Annotated in this window: 21 protein-coding genes; 5 read left to right on the top strand and 16 right to left on the bottom strand. The window is 54.5% G+C overall.

All coding sequences use genetic code 11. From position 1 onward, the window contains the following. Window positions 1–9: 9 nt before the first annotated feature. From hemB to NXT00_RS02480, 5 genes are all read right to left on the bottom strand, one after another. Entirely contained in the window at window positions 10–1,014 is a 1,005-nt protein-coding gene (gene hemB / locus NXT00_RS02500; protein WP_259157938.1) for a porphobilinogen synthase, read from the bottom strand. Between the two features lie 16 nt (window positions 1,015–1,030). Continuing rightward, complete coding sequence (locus tag NXT00_RS02495) at window positions 1,031–1,792, bottom strand: uroporphyrinogen-III synthase (protein ID WP_259157937.1); 762 nt, start codon at window positions 1,790–1,792, stop codon at window positions 1,031–1,033. A 14-nt stretch (window positions 1,793–1,806) separates the two neighbouring features. Beyond that, the gene (hemC, locus tag NXT00_RS02490; protein WP_259077593.1) at window positions 1,807–2,694 is read right to left on the bottom strand and encodes a hydroxymethylbilane synthase; all 888 of its coding nucleotides are present in this window, start codon (window positions 2,692–2,694) and stop codon (window positions 1,807–1,809) included. 2 nt (window positions 2,695–2,696) lie between these two features. Continuing rightward, window positions 2,697–4,028 (bottom strand): glutamyl-tRNA reductase, encoded by a 1,332-nt coding sequence (locus NXT00_RS02485; protein ID WP_259157932.1) that lies wholly within the window; start codon window positions 4,026–4,028, stop codon window positions 2,697–2,699. Between the two features lie 145 nt (window positions 4,029–4,173). Beyond that, window positions 4,174–4,410 (bottom strand): glutaredoxin family protein, encoded by a 237-nt coding sequence (locus NXT00_RS02480; protein WP_259157931.1) that lies wholly within the window; start codon window positions 4,408–4,410, stop codon window positions 4,174–4,176. 254 nt (window positions 4,411–4,664) lie between these two features. On the opposite strand from NXT00_RS02480, the gene NXT00_RS02475 reads away from it, so the two are divergent. Continuing rightward, entirely contained in the window at window positions 4,665–5,753 is a 1,089-nt protein-coding gene (locus tag NXT00_RS02475) for an HAD-IB family hydrolase (RefSeq protein ID WP_259157927.1), read from the top strand. Between the two features lie 88 nt (window positions 5,754–5,841). Here the strand turns inward: NXT00_RS02475 and NXT00_RS02470 are convergent, their stop codons facing one another. The 4 genes from NXT00_RS02470 to NXT00_RS02455 form a co-directional block, all read right to left on the bottom strand. Then, window positions 5,842–5,943 (bottom strand): 30S ribosomal protein bS22, encoded by a 102-nt coding sequence (locus tag NXT00_RS02470; RefSeq protein WP_003402602.1) that lies wholly within the window; start codon window positions 5,941–5,943, stop codon window positions 5,842–5,844. A 554-nt stretch (window positions 5,944–6,497) separates the two neighbouring features. Next, on the bottom strand, window positions 6,498–6,689 hold the full coding sequence (locus NXT00_RS02465; RefSeq protein ID WP_259077602.1) for a helix-turn-helix domain-containing protein: 192 nt from the start codon (window positions 6,687–6,689) through the stop codon (window positions 6,498–6,500). Between the two features lie 210 nt (window positions 6,690–6,899). Continuing rightward, window positions 6,900–7,703: a pyrroline-5-carboxylate reductase gene (gene proC / locus NXT00_RS02460; protein WP_259077603.1), complete on the bottom strand. Its 804-nt coding sequence runs from the start codon at window positions 7,701–7,703 to the stop codon at window positions 6,900–6,902. Between the two features lie 77 nt (window positions 7,704–7,780). After that, window positions 7,781–8,560, bottom strand: a complete 780-nt coding sequence (locus tag NXT00_RS02455) for a hypothetical protein (RefSeq protein ID WP_259157924.1) — start codon at window positions 8,558–8,560, stop codon at window positions 7,781–7,783. Between the two features lie 212 nt (window positions 8,561–8,772). Between NXT00_RS02455 and NXT00_RS02450 the strand changes: the two genes are divergently transcribed. After that, entirely contained in the window at window positions 8,773–9,723 is a 951-nt protein-coding gene (locus tag NXT00_RS02450; protein WP_259077607.1) for a hypothetical protein, read from the top strand. Here the strand turns inward: NXT00_RS02450 and NXT00_RS02445 are convergent. From NXT00_RS02445 to NXT00_RS02435, 3 genes are read right to left on the bottom strand one after another with little or no spacing between them, the layout of a single operon-like run. Then, a complete protein-coding gene (locus tag NXT00_RS02445; RefSeq protein ID WP_259077609.1) occupies window positions 9,683–10,393 on the bottom strand; it encodes a response regulator transcription factor in 711 nt (236 codons plus the stop codon). The genes NXT00_RS02450 and NXT00_RS02445 overlap by 41 nt on opposite strands. After that, window positions 10,393–11,415, bottom strand: a complete 1,023-nt coding sequence (locus NXT00_RS02440; protein ID WP_259157922.1) for a cell wall metabolism sensor histidine kinase WalK — start codon at window positions 11,413–11,415, stop codon at window positions 10,393–10,395. The genes NXT00_RS02445 and NXT00_RS02440 overlap by 1 nt, the downstream gene beginning before the upstream one ends. Before the next feature lie 31 nt (window positions 11,416–11,446). Next, window positions 11,447–12,193 carry a phosphoglyceromutase gene (locus NXT00_RS02435; RefSeq protein ID WP_259077613.1) on the bottom strand — a complete coding sequence of 249 codons (747 nt, stop codon included), beginning with the start codon at window positions 12,191–12,193 and terminating at the stop codon, window positions 11,447–11,449. Window positions 12,194–12,425: 232 nt separating this feature from the next. Here NXT00_RS02435 and NXT00_RS02430 point away from each other — a divergent pair, with 232 nt between their 5' ends. Beyond that, window positions 12,426–13,370 (top strand): S1 family peptidase, encoded by a 945-nt coding sequence (locus tag NXT00_RS02430; RefSeq protein WP_259157920.1) that lies wholly within the window; start codon window positions 12,426–12,428, stop codon window positions 13,368–13,370. A gap of 5 nt (window positions 13,371–13,375) precedes the next feature. Here the strand turns inward: NXT00_RS02430 and NXT00_RS02425 are convergent, their stop codons facing one another. Continuing rightward, on the bottom strand, window positions 13,376–14,944 hold the full coding sequence (locus tag NXT00_RS02425; RefSeq protein ID WP_259157919.1) for a DUF885 domain-containing protein: 1,569 nt from the start codon (window positions 14,942–14,944) through the stop codon (window positions 13,376–13,378). Between the two features lie 145 nt (window positions 14,945–15,089). Here NXT00_RS02425 and NXT00_RS02420 point away from each other — a divergent pair, with 145 nt between their 5' ends. After that, complete coding sequence (locus tag NXT00_RS02420) at window positions 15,090–16,319, top strand: hypothetical protein (protein ID WP_259157917.1); 1,230 nt, start codon at window positions 15,090–15,092, stop codon at window positions 16,317–16,319. On the opposite strand, the gene NXT00_RS02415 is transcribed toward NXT00_RS02420, so the two are convergent. Together NXT00_RS02415 and mshA are read right to left on the bottom strand one after the other, a co-directional pair. Further along, on the bottom strand, window positions 16,316–17,785 hold the full coding sequence (locus NXT00_RS02415) for a succinic semialdehyde dehydrogenase (RefSeq protein WP_259157914.1): 1,470 nt from the start codon (window positions 17,783–17,785) through the stop codon (window positions 16,316–16,318). The genes NXT00_RS02420 and NXT00_RS02415 overlap by 4 nt on opposite strands. A gap of 5 nt (window positions 17,786–17,790) precedes the next feature. Continuing rightward, window positions 17,791–19,008, bottom strand: a complete 1,218-nt coding sequence (mshA, locus tag NXT00_RS02410) for a D-inositol-3-phosphate glycosyltransferase (RefSeq protein WP_259077635.1) — start codon at window positions 19,006–19,008, stop codon at window positions 17,791–17,793. Window positions 19,009–19,186: 178 nt separating this feature from the next. Here mshA and NXT00_RS02405 point away from each other — a divergent pair, with 178 nt between their 5' ends. Next, the gene (locus tag NXT00_RS02405; protein WP_259077639.1) at window positions 19,187–20,890 is read left to right on the top strand and encodes a long-chain-fatty-acid--CoA ligase; all 1,704 of its coding nucleotides are present in this window, start codon (window positions 19,187–19,189) and stop codon (window positions 20,888–20,890) included. Here NXT00_RS02405 and NXT00_RS02400 read toward each other — a convergent pair. Beyond that, the gene (locus NXT00_RS02400) at window positions 20,887–21,978 is read right to left on the bottom strand and encodes a UDP-N-acetylmuramate dehydrogenase (RefSeq protein WP_259077813.1); all 1,092 of its coding nucleotides are present in this window, start codon (window positions 21,976–21,978) and stop codon (window positions 20,887–20,889) included. The genes NXT00_RS02405 and NXT00_RS02400 overlap by 4 nt on opposite strands. Window positions 21,979–21,993: the final 15 nt, after the last annotated feature.

Genomic DNA, 21,993 nt, shown 5'->3' with positions numbered 1-21,993 from the left:
CTCTCCAGTTTAAAAGTTACGGAGCTTTTTTGCCGCATCCAACGCAAAATAAGTCAAAATCTGCTCAGCGCCTGCACGTTTAATAGAGAGCAGGGATTCCATCATCACGGCATCGAGGTCGAGCCACCCGTTACTGGCTGCCGCGTGTAGCATCGCATATTCACCCGAGACTTGGTAGGCGGCAACTGGGATAGGTGAACGATCTGCTACCTGCCGTACGATATCGAGATAACTCATGGCTGGTTTTACCATGACGAAATCGGCACCTTCGGCTATATCTAGATCGACTTCAAGCAGCGACTCGCGCGCATTCGCGGGGTCTTGCTGATAAGCGCGCCGATCCCCCACCAGGCTGGAGCCGACGGCTTCTCGGAATGGCCCAAAGAATGCAGATGCATATTTAGCGGAGTAGGCCATAATGGCCACATCATGGTAGCCCGCTTCGTCAAGCCCCTCCCTGATCGCGCGGATTTGTCCATCCATCATTCCCGATGGGCTGATAATATGCGCTCCGGCTCGCGCCTGCGATACCGCCATATCTTTATAACGAAGAAGAGTAGCATCATTATCAACGATCATCTCACCCCACTGATTCTCAGTGAGCACTCCACAGTGACCGTGATCGGTGAATTCATCAAGGCAGGTATCGGCCATAATGAGGATATCATCACCGTATTCCTGGCGGAGCACTGAAATTGCTCGGTTGAGGATGCCATCCGGGTCGCTCGCTTCCGTGCCACGAGCGTCTTTATTACCTTCGTCAGGGACTCCAAAAAGATCAATGCAGCGGATACCACACTCAATCGCTTGGCCGACGACTTCGCGCAAGGAGTCCATCGTGTGTTGATATTGGCCTGGCATCGAACTGATCTCACGAGGTTGAGATAGACCGTGGGCAATAAAGAGCGGGTAAGTGAGATCTGCGGGTTGCAGCGTTGTTTCTGCAACGAAATCTCGCATCGTGGCATTAACGCGCAGCCGCCTAGGACGGCGTTGTGGATAGTGGGAGGTCATGATTAAGCCTTCATTATTATTCGAATTTCAACCTTGATCGTACTTGGTCGATGGTGACCCTAACCAGTGCGTCGACAGTGGCAACAGGGGGCATCACTGTGGAGTGTAGTCCGAGCTCCTCGGCCACGGCTAAGGTGCGGGGACCGATACAGCCCACAACACACCGCTGTGGTGGAAGACCGAAACGACTAACAAAATGTCGAGCCATCGATCCCGAACTCAAACAGATTGCCGCGTAGTCGCCTGCCGCCATGATCTCTAGCACCTCTGGTGGGGGCGGTGGTGCCTCCACGGTTCGGTAGGCTTCGACGCAGTCCACCTCATATCCCAGCGAGGTCAACCCTGCGGGTAGTTCTGGGCTCGCCAGGTTGCCTCGAGGCAGCAGAACTCTCCCTGCGCCTTGGGGTTGGTGTGTGCCCTGTGCACAAAAGGGAGGAAAAATAGTGAGCAGTCCAGTGGCGTTATAGTGCTGTGCGGGCGGAACTACATCAACCGATTGGCCGAGTTCTTCGAGCGCACGTGCGGTTTTGACGCCGACGGCCGCTATTTTCACTCCATGGAGAGGTAAGGCCTCGCGGCAGGCATCAACAGCATTGGTGGAGGTGAAAATGACCCACTCATATGCGCCTTGTAATGCCTTAGATAAGACCTGTTGATCGCAGGTAGGTTTGATGGCAATCATGGGTACGACGAGGGCGCGCATGCCGTGGTGCTCGATGGCGTTAACCATGTTTTGTGCCTGTCCGAGCGCTCGAGGCACCACGATTGCGGGCATCATAATGGTCTTAAGTCCTAATCGAGGAGCAACGCGGCTCCACGAGCAAAGAGCTTTGCCGCCACCTCTTCGCCTAGGTTCGCAGCCTGATCCACAGCCCCGGTTGCGTGGGCTCGCAGCGTGAGGCCGCCATCGAGTCGGGTAACACTTCCCACAAGAGTGAGAGTATCTGCCTCTAGACGAGCATAGGCGGCCACCGGAGCCGTGCAGCCGGCTTCGAGGTGGGCTAAAACCGCTCGTTCAGCGAGAGCACACGCTGTAGCGGGGTGGTCTGCTAGCTGTGAAATAGCAGCAATAGCGGCCTGATCGTCTGCGCGACATTCGACCGCCAATGCGCCTTGCGCAGGGGCGGGAATAAACTGCTCAGGATTAAAAATATCGGTAGCTTCGTTATTCCTATTGACGCGCGCCAGCCCCGCATATGCTAAAACAACGCCATCGAGTTCCCCAGAGCGCACCTTGGCTATGCGAGTATCAATATTGCCTCGTAAGGGGCGGGTCTGAATATCTGGACGCATCGCCCGCAACTGGGATATACGGCGCGGGGCGCCGGTTCCGATCACAGCGCCTTCGGGAAGGGCTGCGAAATCTAAGCCATCGCGAGCGATGAGACAGTCCCGGACATCAGCGCGCTGAGGAACCACACAATAAAAACGGGGGTCGGGCGCGGTGGGGAGATCTTTAAAAGAATGAACAGCGATATCGCAGTCTCCTTGGGCGAGGGCATCACGCAAGGCTTGGGTGAATACTCCCACGCCGATTCTTTCCACTGGGGCCATATTGACGTCCCCCTGTGTGGTGACAATGCGAAGATCTGCGTGGTACCCCAGTTGATGCAGTGCATCTCGGATATGGCCAGACTGCGTGGTGGCCAGTAGCGATCCTCGGGTACCGATTGTCAACATTTCTAGGCTCCTATTTCCTCATTGAGCGGCATCGCGTCGAGATCGACCGTAATGGATCGACCGGCTGGTGCGACCCCGAAAAGCTCCTGGAGGGCACTTTCGTAGGTGACGGCCCGAGATTCAGCCGCTAGTTGTTTCACGGCTACTGTGGGTTGGTGGAGCAATTTATCCACGACGCGCCGCATTGATCGCTCAACTTCGTGCAGCTCTTGGACATCGAGCCCACTTGCTTTCGAGCGCAGCCTGGCCATCTCGGATTCAACAAGCTTCGCTCCGTGGCGCCTGAGAGCCGTCACCGCGGGAACGACATCCTTGATCCGCTGCTCAGAGCAGTAGGCTTTGAGTTCCTCCGCAACAATCGCTTGAGCTTGGGCGTCGGAGGGAATAAATCCACGGTCGGATCGAATGGCGTGAAGGCGTTCGATATTGACCAATCTGGCTCCTCTTTCGGTCACCGCATCCTCGATATCACGAGGCAGGGAGAGATCGATAAGAAGCAGCTCTGATTGACGCTGGTCCATGGCAGGGATATCGGCAGCGGTAATGGTGAAGTTTTGGGCGCCCGTGGCTGAAACAGCAATATCAACTTTGCGCAAAGCTTGAGTACGCAGGCCGAAATCAATAACCTCAGCCTCTACCCCTGATTCGCGAGCATGCTCAGCTAATCGCTCCGCGCGCGATTGGGTGCGGTTGGAGATGATGAGCTTGTTAATGCCCAGTCTGCCAAGGTGCGTGGCGGCCAGGGAAGCCATGACACCCGCCCCTAAGACGAGCGCGGTTTTCCCTCGAAAATCCTCCGCCTGCAGATGCCCAAGAGATTGCTCAAAAGCAAAGGACACCATTGAGGCTCCAGCTGCATCAATTTCCGTCTCGGAGTGGACGCGCTTGCCCGTATGGAGCGAGGCCTGTACTAGGCCGTGCAATTTCGGGCCAACGCTCTCAGCAGCAATTGAGGCTTGGTAGGCGGAGCGGACTTGACCAATAATTTGCTGTTCCCCCAAGACCATGGAGTCGAGGCCGGAGGTCACCACCATCATATGCTCGGCTGCGGCGTCATCGTAACGCACGTATAGAGAGGAACGCAGTTGGTCGAAATCGACCCCTGAATTGAGCTGGAGAACACTCACAATATCCGAGATTCCACCATGAAAGGAGGAAGTAACGACGTAGACCTCAACTCGGTTACACGTAGAAATGATCATGGCCTCGGATATTGAGTCTCGAGCCAGAAGCTGGTGAGCCATGCGATCGCGGTGCTCGGGATCAAGACTTAATTTTTCCAGCAAAGAGACGGGCGCTGATTTGTGGGATAATCCCACAACGAGGACACTCATCGCCTGTTATCCCTTCTCTGTTCTCCACGTTCGCTTTGGTGTGCATCGCGTAGCCATCCGCCAAAAGCACGATAGATATCCAACTTTAGATGGATAATTCCTGCATATTTAAGGTTTATTTAACCTTGTCATATCACGCACTTTTTTACAACAAAGCCTTGGCTAAGTCGCTATTGTCCACCTCCCAGCAACTAAATTCCTCATCGTCGATGACCACAACGGGCACCCGATCCGAGAACTCAGCACAAAGCTCGCGATCGGTTTCCACGTCAATGACCAATAATTCCAAACCAGCCGCCTGTACAACCGGACGTATTTGCTCCCGCACCCGCACACACGAGCCACACTGCTTGCGCACCATCAATTCGACCTTCGATGCCATAGATCCTCCCCATTTTTATGCCGCGCTGATGACCCCACGGAATCTTCTTTAAATACCTCCTAGCCTAATACTTTTAGGCTGAGGAAGAGCAGCTGGTTTGTGCTTCCTATGCGCTACACCCCACGGGCTGGTATCAATCAAACTATCAACTGGCTTAGTACAAGGGCTACGGCGGAATATACGTGTGTCTGGCATGATAGATAGTAGCGTTAATCAGCACCTCACCAAGCCCCAAAAGGTAGTGACTACCCGCAATGAATTCCCCTCAACCTGCATCTCATTCAGGCGATGCCCCTTCACCCTCACACTCCGGAAACCCGCAGTGGCACCAGCGACCCGAAGATTTTCTGGCGAGCTGGAGCAGCACGCGCGGCAATATGCGGCGTTTTTTCGAAGAGCAAGCCTTCCCCCCTATCGACGATGAAGCCCAACGAACAGCTGGTGAAGCAGCGGCCGCTCTAGCAGCTAGCGAGCTCTTTGGACTAGAGCTCAGTGACTACGACTCTGGTTTAAAGTCCGTATCTGGAGCATTTGAGGCCGCGGGGCGAGGCAGAAAACAGCAACCGGACCCTACTCACCCGCCTACAGAGCGAGCGGCTGCCTTCTTCGATATCGACAACACCTTAATACAAGGGTCTTCGATGATTGTCTTTGCCATCGGTCTTTTCCGCAAGCGCTTTATTACAGTCGGGGATATCATTCCGATGGTGTGGAAGCAGATTAAATTCCGTGTAACCGGTCAAGAATCTGCGAAGGACGTCGCTATTGGCCGAGAACAGGCACTGGAGTTTATTGCAGGACGAGAGACCGCTGATCTAGTCGAGCTCTGCCGTGAGATCGTCGATTCCCATATGAGCGATCGAATGTGGCCAGGTACTAAGCAGCTAGCCGAAGAACATTTAGCTGCGGGCCACCAAGTGTGGCTCGTCTCGGCCACACCTGTCCAGCTAGGACAGATTCTCGCAGAACGCCTAGGGTTTACTGGAGCCTTAGGCACCGTTGCCGAGGTGGAGGATGGCAAGTTTACGGGTCGACTCGTCGGTGATATTCTTCACGGCCCCGGCAAACGCCATGCGGTGGCGGCATTGGCCACCTTAGAAGGGATCGATCTCAAACAGTGCACCGCATATTCTGATTCGGTTAACGATACTCCCATGTTGTCGATGGTGGGTACGGCGGTGGCTATTAATCCCGATCGCCAGCTTCGCAAGATTTCCAAAGCACATGGGTGGGAAATATATGATTATCGCAGTGTACGCAAGGCGGTGCGCACCTTTGGTGCTCCCGCTCTGATCACAGCCCTGTTTTCGTGGCGAACCTGGAAAGCTCGTCGTCGATCCTAGCTGGTACGGTGACACAGAAAATCCCTGCCCATAAGATTTCACCAATCGTTTCAGGTGATGCCTTGGGGCAGGGATCTTGACAGACGTTTTACTTACCGAGTTTTCTACGCTGCACTCGGGTACGACGGAGCAACTTGCGGTGCTTCTTCTTGGACATGCGCTTGCGGCGCTTCTTAATGACAGAACCCATATCGGTTTCCCTCGCTTACTAGATGGATGTACGTACTTCCGACGTCAGTCTTGCTGGCTCATTGCACGGACTGAATGCTTCCCAGCAGTCCGAAGTGCACTTTCGCCCTGCGGTGTGAAAATCTCAACAAGATACCGCATCCCAGCCATAAAGAGTAACCGTGGCCACCCATGGAGATACGATGCCGCATCCGCGAGAAATTCTCGTGCAAAAGCCTTGCCTGACACGAATGGTGTCAATCATACCGAGCATCAGCCATGAACAAAAATTAAGAGGGCAGTTTCCGCCTTGGGCACTTGGGGTACTTGTTCGGTTATCACACTACCGCGCCAAAGATCGGAGCATGAATCAAACAAGGGATGGAGCCACGGATCGAGCCACGCTTCAAACAAGGGATCGCTCTATAAATCGAACCTCAGGTCATATCTTGGCTGCTGCCGAGGGTCGGGCACTTATCTAGGACGACGAAAATGGCGGTATACAGACTGCATGCGCAGACCTATACACCGCCGTCGGCGCCTTCACAGGCACTGGGTTCACTGAGATATCTGATATTAACCTGCTTCGTAATACGAGGCATTCAGATATTCATTGACCGCTTTTTCGTGAACGCGGAAACTGCGTCCAACGCGAACCGCTGGCAGCTCACCGGAGTGAACAAGCCGGTAAACAGTCATTTTGGATACTCGCATGATTTCTGCGACTTCCGCGACTGTTAAAAAGGTTCCGTTTTCTTCTCTAGCCATAGTTAACCTATACCCTTCAGCGGCGAGCGCGCTGCAGGCTTCCCCTCCTGCAGAACAAAACACGCACGTGCTTCTACGATTCTAGCGTGAACGGTGTGACTGTTGCGAACAGAAGTTAAAAAAAGTACCCCTCGTTTTCATATCAACCTCGCTGAGCACGGTAAAGTCCGACAGCCGAGCCAGCTTGGATTGTCTGTGCAGGGGTATCTATTACCCTAGCTCCCCCGAACGCTTCGCACACGCGGCCGTTGCCCGGTAGACCATGCCTCGGAAACCAGACTCTTCAAATTCACGAATCGCGGCCGTCGTGGCACCACCTGGGGAGGACACATTAGCGCGCAGATGTGCAGGATCTGCGCCCGTCTCACGCAACATGGCCGCCGCACCATCCAGGGCGGTAATACTCAACTCTTGGGCAGCATCGCGGCTTAGACCTAAGGCCACTCCCGCGTCGATCATGGATTCAATCATGAGAAAGAAATAGGCCGGTGAGGATCCACTCATGGCGGTGACAGCGTCGATATCCTGTTCAAGCACTAAGCGCACTCGACCCGTCGCAGAAATGAGTTTTACCACCTCGTTTAGTTGCTCCTGCTCGACAAAGCGCCCCGGAGCCAAGGCAATCATGCCCTTGTTAACCAGCATCGGGGTATTAGGCATTGCGCGGACTACCGGTGCTCCGGCGGACAGAACCTCCTCGATAGCCGCGCAGCTGACCCCAGCCGCCATCGACACCACGGTGGTGGCGTCATTATTGGAGATCACATCAGAGATCTCGTCGGCAATATTCAGGAGCACTTTGGGTTTGACGCACAAAAATGCGACATCTACCCCGTCGACGGCAGCGGCTGGTTCGTCAAACGGGACAATGCCGTATGTTTCAAGCAGAAAGGTTCCCCGCTCCTCCCGCCTATTCGATACGTGAATATCCTTGGGGTTCGTGCCACCCTCGATCAGCCCCGCAATAAGAGCTTCGCCTATTTTTCCGCCACCAACTACTGCTACAGATGTCATGGTTCTACCATGCCAAAAATTTGAAGCAAATGCACTTAAGAAAAACCCCGCCTCTTATCTCAGGCGGGGATGGAAACTTAGAAGCCAACGACTAATAACGGCCCAAAGGTAATGACCAGGCCAACCACGGCTGCCAGCGCCATGGAGAAGATATCGTGTGAGGTGCGCAGTATCTTCACTACCACTACCAGACCTGCGGTTGCGCCGAGCGCAAGTGCCCCGACAACGCTCTTACTGAAATGACCCCACAGATATTCGAAACCTGCAAAGACGCTGAAGCCAATAATGCTTCCCACAACGACCATGAGGATCACAGAGAGCACCGAGATAGAACGGGTCTCTTCCTCAACGGGAGCCGCTTCCTCTTCTTCAAAGACTGGGGTGGGCTGGCCTTCGACATCATAGCCAGTAGCCGGAGGCTTTTTCTCAGTGAGATCAGCAACCGCCACCTGCTTCTCCTGTGCCGGAAAATCAGAGGTGGTCAGGCGCACGGGTTCATCCTCGCGTACCACCGAGAGGACCACCGTTTCATCTGCGCTATCTGCCTCGTCCTCGGTGTTGACACTGGTATTAACGTTGTCAACAATAACCTCTGGCTCCGTCGACGTTGGGGTTGAGGTAACGTCCTCTGCGACTACCGTGACGGGGGTGTCTTCAGGATCAGGATCGAGGGGTTCCGATGAGTGTTTTGCTTCGGCGGGTTTTGCCTCCACCTTAGGGATGCTGCCGGTTAGTTCGGCGACAGAGACGCCGCCTTCGTCGAGGCTGCGGCGGCGGCGCCGGCGGGTGGGCTCGGCAGCCTCTTCCTTGCCGGCCCTGGCTAGGAGCTCAGCAACTGTAAGCTGTTTCTCACTCATCTTTCATTACCTTCCCAAGTATTCTCGGCTCTAGGTATCTGGGTAGCATAATCCTATAGCCATCTCTAGGTTATTCAACGCGTTATCATGAGCTTGTGCAAGTATAGCCCTAGTTGAGAAACTCTCAGAGGATTATATATTCACAAGAATTTTATCAGCCATAGCCCACCCGTATCGCATATTTTCCCCCGATGCGTCTAGGATATGCGGGTGTGAACGAGCATACGCGGATTAATCTGGGCTTCCCCCGAACCAGTCCAGCCGGGCGAAGTATCCTCTCGGGGGCGGAATTAGCACCGGATTTTCCCCGTTTATGGTGGCAATTTACCGACCCTGAGGATCCCCTCCATATTCTTGACATTGACCTCACATGGCTCGAATCGCATTATCGCTGTGCCTTCGGGACCTCCCGCTGTCACGGAATCTTAAGCGATGCTCCATCCGTGGGCTGCTGCAATCACGGTGCCTTCCTCGCGGATGAGGATGATCGCGTAGCGCTTTTCGACGCTGTTTCTCAGATGCCTGCCCGCTACTGGCAATTGCGCCCTGATACCACCGATGATGTCATTGATGATGTTCATCATCGCCCCGAGCTTATAGAGCCGTGGTTGGAGTGGGATGAATTAGAAAATGAGGAGGGCGAGAACGAGCCCGCTTTAAAAACAGCGATTATTGATGGAGCATGCATATTTGCCAATCGTCCTGGGTGGGCCTCTGGGACTGGATGCGCCTTGCACCAGTGGGCCAGTGCAACCGGTCGAGATCTCACTGTGGTGAAGCCAGAAGTGTGTTGGCAACTTCCCCTGCGCGGAATTGATGCTTACGAGCAGCGGAGTGACGGGCAGGAAATTCTGCGCACCACCATTACTGAGTACACCAGGCGCGGATGGGGCAATGGTGGTGAGGATTTCGATTGGTATTGCACGACCGCACCTGGTTGCCATGAGAATACCCAACCGCTGTGGCGTAGTTGCCGAGAAGAATTATTGGCTTTGCTTGGCACTGCCTGCTTCGATATTCTCGAAAATCATCTCATCATGCGGGAAAATGCCCGCCTGGAGGCTGAGAAAACCATGTCACCAGAGCTGGTAGAAAGGCTTTTCTATACCCATCCCGCTACTCTTAGGGCTCGAAGCGATAACCCACGCCTCTCACGGTCATAAGGTGAATTGGGTTGCTGGGATCCTTTTCTATCTTGCTTCGAAGCCGCTTGATATGGACGTCGAGAGTCTTAGTCGCTCCCGCATAGTCAGCGCCCCACACTCGCTCAATGAGCAAACCCCTGGTGAGAACGTTACCTGGATTGCACATAAAATATTCGAGAAGCTCGCATTCTTTGGGGGCTAAGGATTGTCTCAGGCCGTCCACTACAATAGAGCGGGTATCAGTATCGAGGATAAGCCTGCTCGTGCCACGCTCTACCTGATCACCACGATCTTCGCTGCGATCTATGCTGCGATCTACGCTGCGATCTGGACCGCGACGCAGCACTGCTTTAATGCGTGCTACTAATTCTTTGGCAGAAAAGGGTTTGGTAACATAATCATCTGCCCCCACCTCGAAGCCGCGGATTTTATCCTCTTCGGAATCTTTTGCCGTCACCATTATGACGGGTACGGAACTCATTTCTCGCAATTCTTTACACACTGCCACCCCAGACATCCCGGGCAGCATGAGATCGAGAAGCACGATATCTATTGCTTGAGTATCACATTCCACCAACGCACTTGGACCATTGGCAGCGTGGATGACCTGATACCCCTCCTTTTCCAGGAGAAAAATCAAGGGGCTTGCTAAGGCCATTTCGTCCTCAACCAAAAGAACTGTAGTCATTATTGCTCACCGCCTCTACCTTCACCTGGAGGAAAGCTCAAAATAAAGGTTGAACCCTTATTCTCTGCAGACTCCACACGTATCTGAGCGTGATGGATATGGGCAATATGCTTAACAATAGCCAGCCCCAGTCCCGTGCCACCCGTCGCCCTGGAACGGGCCACATCGACGCGAAAGAATCGTTCGAAAATACGCTCATGATAGCGTTGCGCAATCCCAATACCTTGATCGCGCACCACAATATCTATTCCCTCATTATTCGAGATGGTACTCACCCATACCGTGGAGCCAGCAGGGGAATAGTGGATAGCATTGGAGATGAGATTAGATAGCGCTGTGGCCAGAAGGCTGGCGTCACAGTAAAGTTTCAGCCCTGGTACAGTTTCGCTGTTGAGAGAGATGTGGGCATTATCGGCGGCCAATTGGTTGCGCATGAGGGCTAAGGAGATAATCTCATCGAGTGGCTCAAGCTGCATATTGTCTCCCGGACGTGCACTTTGAAGCTGGGAGAGAGCAATGAGTTCGGAGATCATCTCCCCGAGTCGGTGTGCCTCTGCGTAGAGCTGTTGGCTGAAATTTTCTGCCTGTTCCGGCTCGTCAAGGCTATGGCGTAGCGCCTCAGCTAATAAAGCAATACTGCCTACTGGGGTTTTCAATTCGTGGGTAATATTGGCTACCACATCGCGGCGGGCTGCTTCGAGTCGATGATGTTTGGAATCATCGTAGGCGTATATCGCGGTAGCGTTCCCAAGGTCAGAGCGCTCAATATGGAGAATCTTTTCAGCTAGCTGAATGGTGGAACTCCCCTGTCGTCCTATACCCAGCGTATCCAACCCCAACTGACGCGCGAGGTTATTGGCAAAGATGAGGTGGTCATCGGAATCGATAATGAGCAGACCGATGGGGGCTCGCTCTAAGATATCGTGATCATTGGCCACCACACGCTGCGGTGGTGGATTGAAAAAAGCGCGGGCTAAGGCCATCAAGGCCACGCCCGCGCCGAAAGCAAGGAGGAGTTCCATGCCGTACTATCCTCGTGCTTTCAAGGGAGTATTATTTGCCGCCCTGAGCAGCAACGGCAGCAGCACCAGCCGCAGCTGCCTCAGGATCGAGGTAGGTGCCGCCTGGGTTCAGCACGGTGCCTTCAGCATCAAGCTCGTAGACCAGTGGGATACCGGTTGGAATATTGAGACCAGCAATATCATCATCGGAGATATGGTCGAGGTGCTTGACCAAGGCCCGCAGGGAGTTACCGTGCGCAGCAATGAGAACGGTTTCACCCTTCTTCACGCGAGGCAAAATCTCTTCCTCGAAATAAGGAACAAAGCGAGCAACAACGTCCTTGAGGCACTCGGTACGGGGCACTTCATCCAGGTGTGCGTAGCGAGGATCGTGTGCTTGGGAGAACTCGCTATTATCATCGAGTGCTGGTGGTGGGGTGTCATAGGAGCGACGCCACGCCATGAATTGCTCTTCGCCGTACTTTTCCTTGGTCTCAGCCTTATTGAGGCCCTGCAGTGCACCGTAGTGGCGCTCGTTGAGGCGCCAATCGCGCACAACGGGGATCCACAGGCGGTCGCTGGCGTCGAGAGCAATTTGTGCGGTGCGAATAGCACGACGCTGCAAGGAGGTATACAGCACGTCGGGGAGGATATTCTGATCCTTCATGAGCTCGCCGCCGCGCTTTGCTTCGGCCTCGCCTTGAGGGGTCAAGTTGACATCAACCCAGCCCGTGAATTGGTTGGACGCATTCCACTCGCTCTGTCCGTGACGGAGGAGTACTAGTTTTCCATTAGCCATAGCTCTTAGTGTGCCATTAAATGGGCGCAAAGTCAGCTCGAAAAACCAACATGTCGGGCAAATGTGGACTTTTTAACACTTTTACACGATCCCCTAGGAGGGTCCTGAGAGCAGCTCAGCAGAGGTCTCGTAGGTGCGGAAGAAGGAAGCTTGGTGTCCACATATTTCTCGTATGGCATAAGTGCTCTATGATCAAAAACCGCAATCACAAACGGGTGAGAAAGGTTAGAACGTGAAGAAGTCTATCGTGGCCTTAGGCTTAGCCGCCTCTTTGCTCGGCCACGTGCCTGTGGCTCATGCACTGGTGGGTGGAGTAGAAGTCAGTTCCGATGATCCCATTGCTCAGGCAGTCGTTCAGGTTGGGGTATGTACTGGCACGATTATTCATCCGCATTGGGTACTCACCGCGCGCCATTGTGCTCACTCCAGCACGGTTCATCACGGGCTCAACCGGCCATTCAAGGATGACCCCCAGGCCAGGCAGTACCTCGTGGATTCGGCTACGGTTCCAGAATTTGGCGATATTGCGCTTCTGCACATTAGTGAGAATATGGCGGTACCTACCTACCCTGGGCTTTATCCCAAACAAGCCCAGTTCCGCGATCTAGGTATCACCTATGGCTGGGGCGGCGGTACCCTCCACCGGCTCAAAAAAGCTGATATCGCTGTTAAGAGGCTACGCATGGATCCTGCTGGTTTTGGTGGTTCGACCATCGAAGTGCAGTATTTAAATGATGCCTCGCCGCGCCGCGGCGATTCCGGGGGTCCATTGGTGATCGATGGCGCCGTTGCTGGGGTAACCTCGACAAGTTTTAAGGCGAGCGCCGGCTTCGCGGATTATGCGGAACTTCATCCCCACTTGAAGTGGGTGGAAGACATAATAAAGTCTCACGAAGGTCCTGATAGTGTCCCGCAGACCGAGGATCCTTATGCACCTCACTCTACGGCCCCGTCTGCCCACCCTACGGTTCCGACCACCCACCCTGAGATCCCAACGGCGCCACCAAAAAAACCGACTACTCAGCCCAATACTCCAACTACGCAGCCCAAGCCCCCTAGCTCTCCGCAACCGAAAGCCCCCAGCACACCTGGTATGATCGCCGGCATCATTGCTGGAATCTTGGGGGTACTGGGAGTGATTTTTGGGATTGTGCGCGGACTTTTTCGGCTACCCTAACCCGGCTACCCTAACACTGCCTGGCGCAAAATATCCATAGGGATTGAGCCTTCGGATAGCGCCTTCGCGTGAAACTCCGGAGCGCTCATTCCCGCTGTAGCGGCATCAGCTCGCAGCTCTTGCCATAGGCGCTGCCCCAGTGCGTAGCTGGGCGCTTGGCCTGCCCAGCCGAGGTAGCGGTGTATCTCGAAATCGAGGGCTGATTCCGCCATCGCTACATGACGGCGTAAGAAGGCGCGCGCATAATCATAATCCCACACGCCTCCGTCGGGGTTCTTTTTCTCAAGGTGCACCCCGATATCGAGGACGACGCGAGCTGCGCGCAGACGTTGGGCATCAAGATAGCCCATGCGGTAACCCGGATCGTCGAAATATCCTAGTTCTGCCATTAGTGACTCTGCATACAGGGCCCATCCTTCACCGTGTCCGGAATTCCAGCAGGCGATCCGGCGCCACAGGTTCAAGCGGTCCTGAGCCAGAAGGGCCGTTCCCAACTGCAGGTGGTGCCCTGGAACGCCCTCATGGTACACAGTGGTTAATTCCTGCCATGTATGGAAAGTGTCCTCGCCTTCAGGGACCGACCACCACATCCGACCAGGGCGAGAGAAGTCGGCGGAGGGCTGGGTGTAGAAGATACCCCCCGTGCCAGCTGGGTCAATGCAGGCCTCGATAGTACGCATTTGTTGCGGGATCTCGAAGTGGATGCCAGCTAGATCATTCACGGCAGCGTCGGCTACCCGTTGCATCCACTGCTGCAGGGCCGGAACACCGCGGAGAGTATAGCGATCCTCACGGTCTAGGCGCTCAAAACAGGTGGCGATATCCATATCGGGCCCATAGAGTTCCGCAGCACACGCGTGTTGTTGGGCGATGATGTCCTTGAGCTGCTCGTTTCCCCATTCATAGGCTTCGTCGAGATCAACACGAGCACCGACGAAGAGGTGGCTTAAGAGTTCATAGCGCTCCCTACCGAAGGCATCTGTATGCGGAGCTTGGGGCAACAAATCGTCCTTTAACCACTGCCGCAGAAATGCGAAAGCTTCATAGGCTTTGTTGATATCCTTCTCCGGCCCAAAACCGTTGAAGGTGTCAGCGCTAATCAATGTATCGATTTCAGCGATAACCTTGTGGATTTGACGCTGGGCTGCAACCATTTTGCGATCAGCAGCAAGAGCGAGTGATTGGCGATAGCCTTCAAGCGCTTGGGGAACTTTGCGCAGCCTATCGGCTCGGCCGGTCTCGCCCATTTGCACGAGGGTATCGCGGATATCTTGGATGGGGGAAGCAATATTATTGAGATCTCTTAGGTCCTCGCCCTGCTCAGACATGGCCACTTCTACCCCTAGTCGGTCACGCATGGTGGCCTTGGCTATAGGATCGCCGTCGAGGTGATCCAGCTCGGCCAGCATGCGGGCGGTGCGCTGATATACCTGCTCGTGGTAGTCGGGGCTGTAGTCCTGCAGTTGGTCCTCATAGCCATCAAGTCCCCAGGCACTAGCTAGGGTAGGGATGAGGGCCGCCATATCGTGAACATAGCGATCGGCAGCGAGATCAAGGGGAGTTGAATGCGTCATATCAACAAGTTTAACCCACCTAGTGTATTGGTCGTACACAATGAAAAGGAGTGGATGACTTTCCCGGTGGCGCCTCCCTCACCTGCACGAGTGACGGTGTTACCATGAGGCAGCATTGACCAACTCTTGACCCCGAGGATGCCCCATGTCCCGTTTGCGACGCACCCTTCTTGGTGGTCTGTTGCTTGCGCTGAGTCTCAATACCGGGGTCGCTTATGCCCAGCCTGAGTTAACTAGTTCTTCACCTCGTGGTGAATCTCCGCTTGTGGCATTAAATCGCGCATTCTTAGAGGCTTTTGAATATCTCAGCGGCGTGGTGCCCATCAGCGTGGAGAAGATCGCCCTGGAACAAGCAGAGGATGCCCCCTACTCCTTCGACTATCTGATATCTGTTCGCAATAACACCCCCTTCACACAGCCCTTCACCCTCGTGGATACTCCCGCTATAAGCCCAGGACTCATGCTCGAGCGGGTACAGCTTCTAGAACCCACAGCAGTTGATCTTCTCGCCACAGAAGAGGGTTATATAGTCGATAGCGGTGATCTTGCACCCTTGTCTAATCGCACTTACCGCATTCGCCTCACTAGCCGGCTTGATTCGCCTGTGAATCAGCTTGAGTGCGGAGCTAAAAATCACGTGGTCCTCACAGTTGGTTTTGGTGTTGAGCTAAGCGCCACTGCGTGCCAGGATATCCCCGAGCCTTACAGTGTGGGGGAGCAGATATATCTCGATGGTGTCGCCTCAGGTTTAGGCGAAGACCATATTTTCTTTGTGGATAACCGCTTCGGTCTCTCCCCCTTTGAGTTCCGCCCCCCTGCCGAGCTCAGCGTGGCTTATCTGGAGGTTTCCTCGTCGGGTGTAGGTTTTTTAAGTGGGCGCTTTGAGAGCGCGCAACTCCCACTGAGCATTCCCGCAGGTCAATCTGCAACAATTCGGGTACATACTGAACCTTTAGCGGCTGCTCCCACCATTGATATTATTGTACGCAATGAAAATGGCGAGGAGATTGGCGGCGCGTTCTTCGATCTCTACCGCTGTTCCCCTGATTACCAGTTGATCCCCGGTACTCAACCATTGAATCTCTTTCCGCTCACCACATCTCCTCTTGCCCCAGAGATCACCTCCGCTAGCTTGGTAAGTGGCCAGTCCTACTGCCTGATCATGACTCAGGAACCCCCAGGGTATGACGTTGATCAGACCAATTGGGGTTTCTCTATTCCGAGCGAAATATCCACCATCGAAATTCCAGCGCGCACAGCCGAAACTCAGACTAAGTCATCCCCTGGCCGCCTCCCCAATACTGGCGGCCAGGGAATTCTTCCGATCATTGCCGTAGGCTTCATCGTGCTCCGAGCCGGGTGGAGACGCCTTTAGAGGATATGCTTACCCCAGCGTAGGACATTCATTAAGAACCCTGCATACCGTTCTCGATCTACCCCTTGAGGCCCAGAGATGGGGAAAAATCGCTGCTCAGCAATGGTGCGAGCCTCGGTATATTTCAATAGCCCGTCATCAGCGTGCCGACGCCCTGTTCCCGACGCTTTCCATCCACCCATGGGAGCATCCACCGAACCAAAGGCAGCAGCAAAACCTTCATTAATATTGACCGTTCCAGACTCTAATTGGCCGGCGATACGCCATCCCGTGCGACTACGAGCAAAGACCGCCGAATTCAATCCGTACTGGGTATCGTTGGCTTTTTTAATGGCAGTCTCTTCATCTGCTACGACCTCGATAGCGATAACCGGGCCGAAGACCTCTTCGCGATATAGCCGCGCACTGTCTGTGACTCCGGTGAGCACAATAGGATCTAGATATGCTGGCCCTAGGTCATCGCGCGGACCACCGTGCAATAAGGTGGCACCATGACTGAGCGCGTCATCTAAGTACTCCATCACATGCGTGCGATGCTCCGCAGATATCAAAGAACCCATATCTTCTTCCCAGCCGCCACCGCCAATGCGCATTTCTTTGACTTTCTTCACAAGTGCGGGAATAAAAGTATCAGCTATATCTTGGTGGACATAGACCCGCTCGATACTGATGCACAACTGACCGGAATTAGAAAAGGCCGCCTCAATGGTGCCGCGGACCGCGCGCGACAGATCGGCATCGGGACTAATAATGAGGGGATTTTTGCCCCCTAATTCGGCCGAAAAACCAATAAGGCGCTCCCCCGCGATCGCCCCGAGGCTACGCCCGGTCTGAGTGGAACCGGTAAACATAAGATAATCAGCGACGCGAGCTATCCGATCGCCCACAATACGCCCAGGCCCAGGAAGGATCTGGTAAAGATCTGGATCTAGGCCTGCGTCAACGAGGAGACGAGCCGCGTAGATAGCGGTCAGCGGGGTTTGGGAGTCTGGTTTTAAAATAACCGCATTACCAGCAAGTAAGGCGGGGATGGCGTCAGAGATCGTGAGGGTAAGTGGGTAATTCCACGGTGAGATAATACCTACGACACCAATGGGTGCATGATCGACGCGAGTTTTGGTCACCATAGGTAAAGCCCCTTGCGCCGCATGCCGCCGCAACAGATACGGGGCTCTTTTGGCATAGTGACGGGCGGTCACCGCAACATCGAGAATTTCATCGAAGGCACTGCGTCGATTCTTTCCCGTCTCCTGTTGGATGAGATCCAATAACTCATTGTGATTGCGCAAAATCAAATCATGCAGGCGCATCATAATGGCTGCGCGCTCTTTCACAGGAACCTGAGCCCACTTGACTTGTGCGTGCTGGGCGACGGCGTATGCGCGGTCGACTGCCTGGGCGTCTAATTCATTGACCTGACCGACGCATTCGCCAGTACGAGGATCTCTCACTTCTAAAGGTGTCATATCTCCTAGCATAGCTCGCTATAAATTCCCGCCAATACCTCGGCCGATTGATCCCAAGAGAATTTTTGAGCATGGATGTGGGCGCGCCGAGCCATCGTGATGCGCAAAGAATCATCATCTAACAGCGTGGCGAGCGCGGTAGCAAAATCAGCCGGATTATGCCCCTCCACGAGGATTCCCGTTTCCCGGTCGCTGACCGTAATGGGCAAGCCGCCCACCTTGGACGCCACCACTGGAGTACCCGAGGCCTGAGCCTCCATGGCAACTAAGCCAAAGGATTCGTTATAGCTCGGCACCGCTACGATATCGGCTGCACGGTAAATACTCACTAATTCTTGCGGCGGCCGTGGCCTGAAAAACCGCACTCGGTGGGCAATGCCACGATCAGCAACCATCGCGTGATACTGCGTCATACTTGCCGCGGCCCCCGAGGCCCCACCGCACAACACGAGATAGAGATCGCGGTGCGGATCGGCATGAATAAGTTTGGCAATCGCCTCAATGAGTACATGGGGCCCCTTGAATTCTTGAAGCCTACCCACAAATGCAACCACTTTGGCATAGAGCGGAATTCCTAACTCCCGGCGCGCCTTCTCAGTATTCCGATCCTCTCCCGGAGTGAAAAGAGTGGTGTCCACGCCTGGGGTCATCACCCTGATCTTGGCCTCGTCGGCGTCGTAGTGGTACACCAAATCCTTCGTCTCTGCAGCAGTATTGACCACCAGGAGATCTGCGTGGTCAACCAATTGCTGCTCACAGATCCGGCGCGCTTCTGACTCAGGAGTATCGGTGAGGGCGCGATCGTGGTTCTTTACCGCGGCTAGGGTATGGGCGGTGTGGACTAAGGGGATGCCAAAGACCTCGCGCAGCAACCATCCAACTTGTCCGGACAGCCAGTAGTGGGAATGGATAAGGTCATAGGAATGATGCTCGCGAATAAAACGCACGATGCCGCTACTAAAGGCCGCTAATTGCGTCGCCATTTCTTCTTTAGCCAGCCCTTCATAGGGGCCAGCTGCGATATTGATCACCCGGAGGCCTGGTGCCACTGTTACGATCTCGCCTTCGCTAGGCCTTATGGCGCGGGTGAATATATCCACGTCAACCCCGCGTTGAGCGAGATTCATCGCGGTATTGAGGATATAAACATTCATCCCCCCGGCATCTCCAATTCCTGGTTGTAGCAGGGGGGAGGTGTGCATAGAAATCATGGCGACGCGCATGACCGTCAAGTGTAGTATCTGTTGACCGCGTTGGGCTTATGGTTTTATATGAAGATTTGGAAGGGAAATAAAATCTGGCGCGTATATGAGGAAAGCGTCATGTTTTATTGTAGAGTGGGGAAAGCAATTATTTCACGACACGGTCACCCGTGCCCCACGAAAGAAGAGGACACTTTCTATGTCTGCTCTCGAAAGCAAGGCCTGGCTGCAGTATTACGGAGACTGGACCCCCCACACTCTGGACTACGAAAACTCGACGCTCGTCGATGTCTATGACAACAGCATTGCTGTTAACGCTGATAAAAATGCGACCAATTTTTTTGGTCGCCGCGAAACTTATGGCGATTTGGATAAACAGGTGCGCTCCGCTGCCGCCGGGCTGCGAGCCCTAGGCGTGCGCGCCGGAGACCGCGTTGCTATCGCACTACCAAACTGCCCGCAACACGTAGCCGCCTATTTTGCGGTTTTAAAACTAGGCGCCACGGTCGTTGAGCATAATCCGTTGTATACTGCGCGCGAACTAGAGCAGCCCTTTAAAAACCACGGCGCTCGAGTCGCAATCGTGTGGGATAAGGTGTGTTCAACCCTGGAGAAGTTGCGCCGTACGACCCCGCTGGAGACTATTGTCTCTGTCAATATGATCCACGCGATGCCTACGCTGCAGCGCTATGCTCTCAAACTCCCCATTCCAGCGATCATTAAAAAGCGCGATCAACTCCATGCCTATGCCCCTAATACCATTCCTTGGAGTGTGCTCACTGGCACTGCGCTCGGCGGCAATGGCGAGGATGTCTTCGATAACGTAGAGGTTACTAAGGAATCAGTAGCTGTGATCCTTTATACCTCTGGCACCACCGGGGCCCCGAAGGGCGCGCAGCTGACCCACGGCAATCTCTTTGCCAACCTTTTACAAGGTAAAGCATGGGTACCAGGCCTAGGCGATCAAGAAGAGCGTCTCCTCGCTGCACTGCCCTTCTTCCATGCTTATGGGCTCACCGTTATCTTGAACCTCTCCGTTTATGTTGGTGGTGAGCTCCTCCTTTTACCTGCACCGCAAATACCGCTGGTGATGCAGATGATTAAGAAGGTTAAGCCCACGTGGGTTCCGGGTGTACCGACCTTGTATCAGAAAATTGCCGAAGCGGCGGAGGCCGAGGGAATCTCCATTTCGGGAGTGCGCAATTCCTTCTCGGGCGCATCCTCCCTGCCGGTGAGTACCGTGGAACAGTGGGAGAAGCTCACTGGTGGTTTGCTCGTTGAGGGGTACGGTCTCACCGAGACCTCACCTGTTTTGGTAGGTAACCCAATGAATCCGAATCGTCGCCCTGGCTATGTTGGGATTCCCATGCCGGATACCGAAGTTCGCATCGCGAACCCCGATAACCTCGACGAAACGATGCCCGATGGTACCGAAGGTGAAGTCCTGGCCCGCGGCCCTCAGGTTTTCGCTGGCTACTTAAATAACGAAGAAGCCACCGCTGAAAGCTTCCATAAAGATTGGTATCGCACCGGTGACGTGGGAATTATGGAAGAAGACGGCTTTATTCGTCTGGTGGCTCGCATCAAGGAAGTTATTATTACGGGCGGTTTTAATGTCTACCCCGCGGAGGTTGAAGAGGCCTTGGCGGAGCACCCCGACGTCACGGATTGCGCCGTTGTGGGGCTACCGCGTGACGACGGCTCCGAATCAGTTGTTGCCGCCATCACCCTCGCCCCCGGCGCCATCTTGGATCCGGAGGGGTTGAAATCCTTCTGCCGCGAGCGCCTCACCCGCTATAAGGTGCCCCGCTCCTTCTACCACTTTGAGGAACTTGCCCGCGACCCGCTCGGCAAAATCAGGCGCCGCGAGGTGCGCGATGCACTCCTCGAGCGCAATAGCTAAATCCCCACCCAAATCGGCTCGGGCTCGAGAATGACCCCAAAGGTCTCCTCGACCCCAGCCTGAATATCGCGGGCGAGGGCCACAATATCAGCGGCCTTCGCATCACCGCGATTAGTTAAGGCCAAGGTATGTTTATCCGATAACCGTGCCGGGCCTGTACCTGGATATCCTTTAGAAAAGCCCGCTCGCTCAATAAGCCACGCCGCAGAAAGTTTATAATGTGTGTCCCCGTGGGGAAAGCACGGCATTGCCTGAGCTTCATCCCCTAAAACCTGGCGTACTACGCGTAGTTGCTGCTCGTCGACAATGGGGTTGGTGAAAAAAGAACCCGCTGACCAGGTATCAAAATCCTTTTCGTTGTAAACCATCCCTTTGCGCGCGCGCAAGGTCAGCACCGCAGAACGCACCAGGTGAGCTGGGCGGCGCGGCTCCTCCTCGCTTTCCTCGATCCCCAATTGGCGAGCCAATTCCCCAAAGCGCACCGGCGCGGAAAGACCATCGGTACGCAGCTGCACAGTAATGGCTAAAACAACGGCTCGGGATGTGAACTTCAAATTAGAATAGCGATAGCTCAGCTCTAAGCTTTCTGCGCTCACCCACTCCCTAATGCCTGTTATACGGTCATAGAGCTCTACCCCGCTCAGGATATCGGCGATTTCTACCCCGTAGGCTCCCACATTTTGCACCGGAGTGGCGCCGGTAGAACCAGGGACTCCGGAGAGACACTCCAGACCACCCAAGCCGGCGGCGATACTCTTGGCCACCACGTCATCGAAGCAGGCGCCGGCCTCAGCATAGAGCTGACCGGTCTCTTTATCGATCCGAACCGTATCACTTTCTACTACCACGGCCACGATTGGTAATTCTCCATCGGCGACGACCAGATTGCTACCGCCGCCAACGATGAGGAAGGGAATGTGGTGGGCGTCGAGAAGCGATACCACGGCCACCACTGAGTCAGAAGTTTGGCAACTGATAGTAGCGCGGGGGCGACCCCCTATATGCAAGGTGGTGAGATCCGCGAAGCTGCGCTGATCAAGCGCAACGCCATCGATGCGGGATAGAGATTCGAGGGTGTCAGAAGGCATACTCACCCTTTAAAG

Origin of the sequence: Corynebacterium sp. ES2715-CONJ3, from assembly GCF_024814365.1 — a bacterium.
In the GTDB taxonomy this organism is placed as follows: Bacteria; Actinomycetota; Actinomycetes; order Mycobacteriales; family Mycobacteriaceae; genus Corynebacterium.
Note: the sequence above shows the minus strand (reverse complement) of the source record. Positions and strands in the feature narration are given on the sequence as shown.

Coding starts and splice junctions, on each gene's coding strand:
- NXT00_RS02455 (WP_259157924.1), bottom strand. CDS start 8,560: ATGAGTGAGAAACAGCTTACAGTTGCTGAGCTCCTAGCCAGGGCCGGC.
- NXT00_RS02470 (WP_003402602.1), bottom strand. CDS start 5,943: ATGGGTTCTGTCATTAAGAAGCGCCGCAAGCGCATGTCCAAGAAGAAG.
- hemC (WP_259077593.1), bottom strand. CDS start 2,694: ATGTTGACAATCGGTACCCGAGGATCGCTACTGGCCACCACGCAGTCT.
- NXT00_RS02485 (WP_259157932.1), bottom strand. CDS start 4,028: ATGAGTGTCCTCGTTGTGGGATTATCCCACAAATCAGCGCCCGTCTCT.
- NXT00_RS02480 (WP_259157931.1), bottom strand. CDS start 4,410: ATGGCATCGAAGGTCGAATTGATGGTGCGCAAGCAGTGTGGCTCGTGT.
- NXT00_RS02495 (WP_259157937.1), bottom strand. CDS start 1,792: ATGATGCCCGCAATCGTGGTGCCTCGAGCGCTCGGACAGGCACAAAAC.
- NXT00_RS02465 (WP_259077602.1), bottom strand. CDS start 6,689: ATGGCTAGAGAAGAAAACGGAACCTTTTTAACAGTCGCGGAAGTCGCA.
- NXT00_RS02425 (WP_259157919.1), bottom strand. CDS start 14,944: ATGACGCATTCAACTCCCCTTGATCTCGCTGCCGATCGCTATGTTCAC.
- NXT00_RS02440 (WP_259157922.1), bottom strand. CDS start 11,415: ATGGAACTCCTCCTTGCTTTCGGCGCGGGCGTGGCCTTGATGGCCTTA.
- NXT00_RS02445 (WP_259077609.1), bottom strand. CDS start 10,393: ATGACTACAGTTCTTTTGGTTGAGGACGAAATGGCCTTAGCAAGCCCC.
- NXT00_RS02415 (WP_259157914.1), bottom strand. CDS start 17,785: ATGACACCTTTAGAAGTGAGAGATCCTCGTACTGGCGAATGCGTCGGT.
- mshA (WP_259077635.1), bottom strand. CDS start 19,008: ATGCGCGTCGCCATGATTTCTATGCACACCTCCCCCCTGCTACAACCA.
- hemB (WP_259157938.1), bottom strand. CDS start 1,014: ATGACCTCCCACTATCCACAACGCCGTCCTAGGCGGCTGCGCGTTAAT.
- proC (WP_259077603.1), bottom strand. CDS start 7,703: ATGACATCTGTAGCAGTAGTTGGTGGCGGAAAAATAGGCGAAGCTCTT.
- NXT00_RS02475 (WP_259157927.1), top strand. CDS start 4,665: ATGAATTCCCCTCAACCTGCATCTCATTCAGGCGATGCCCCTTCACCC.
- NXT00_RS02420 (WP_259157917.1), top strand. CDS start 15,090: ATGTCCCGTTTGCGACGCACCCTTCTTGGTGGTCTGTTGCTTGCGCTG.
- NXT00_RS02435 (WP_259077613.1), bottom strand. CDS start 12,193: ATGGCTAATGGAAAACTAGTACTCCTCCGTCACGGACAGAGCGAGTGG.
- NXT00_RS02405 (WP_259077639.1), top strand. CDS start 19,187: ATGTCTGCTCTCGAAAGCAAGGCCTGGCTGCAGTATTACGGAGACTGG.
- NXT00_RS02400 (WP_259077813.1), bottom strand. CDS start 21,978: ATGCCTTCTGACACCCTCGAATCTCTATCCCGCATCGATGGCGTTGCG.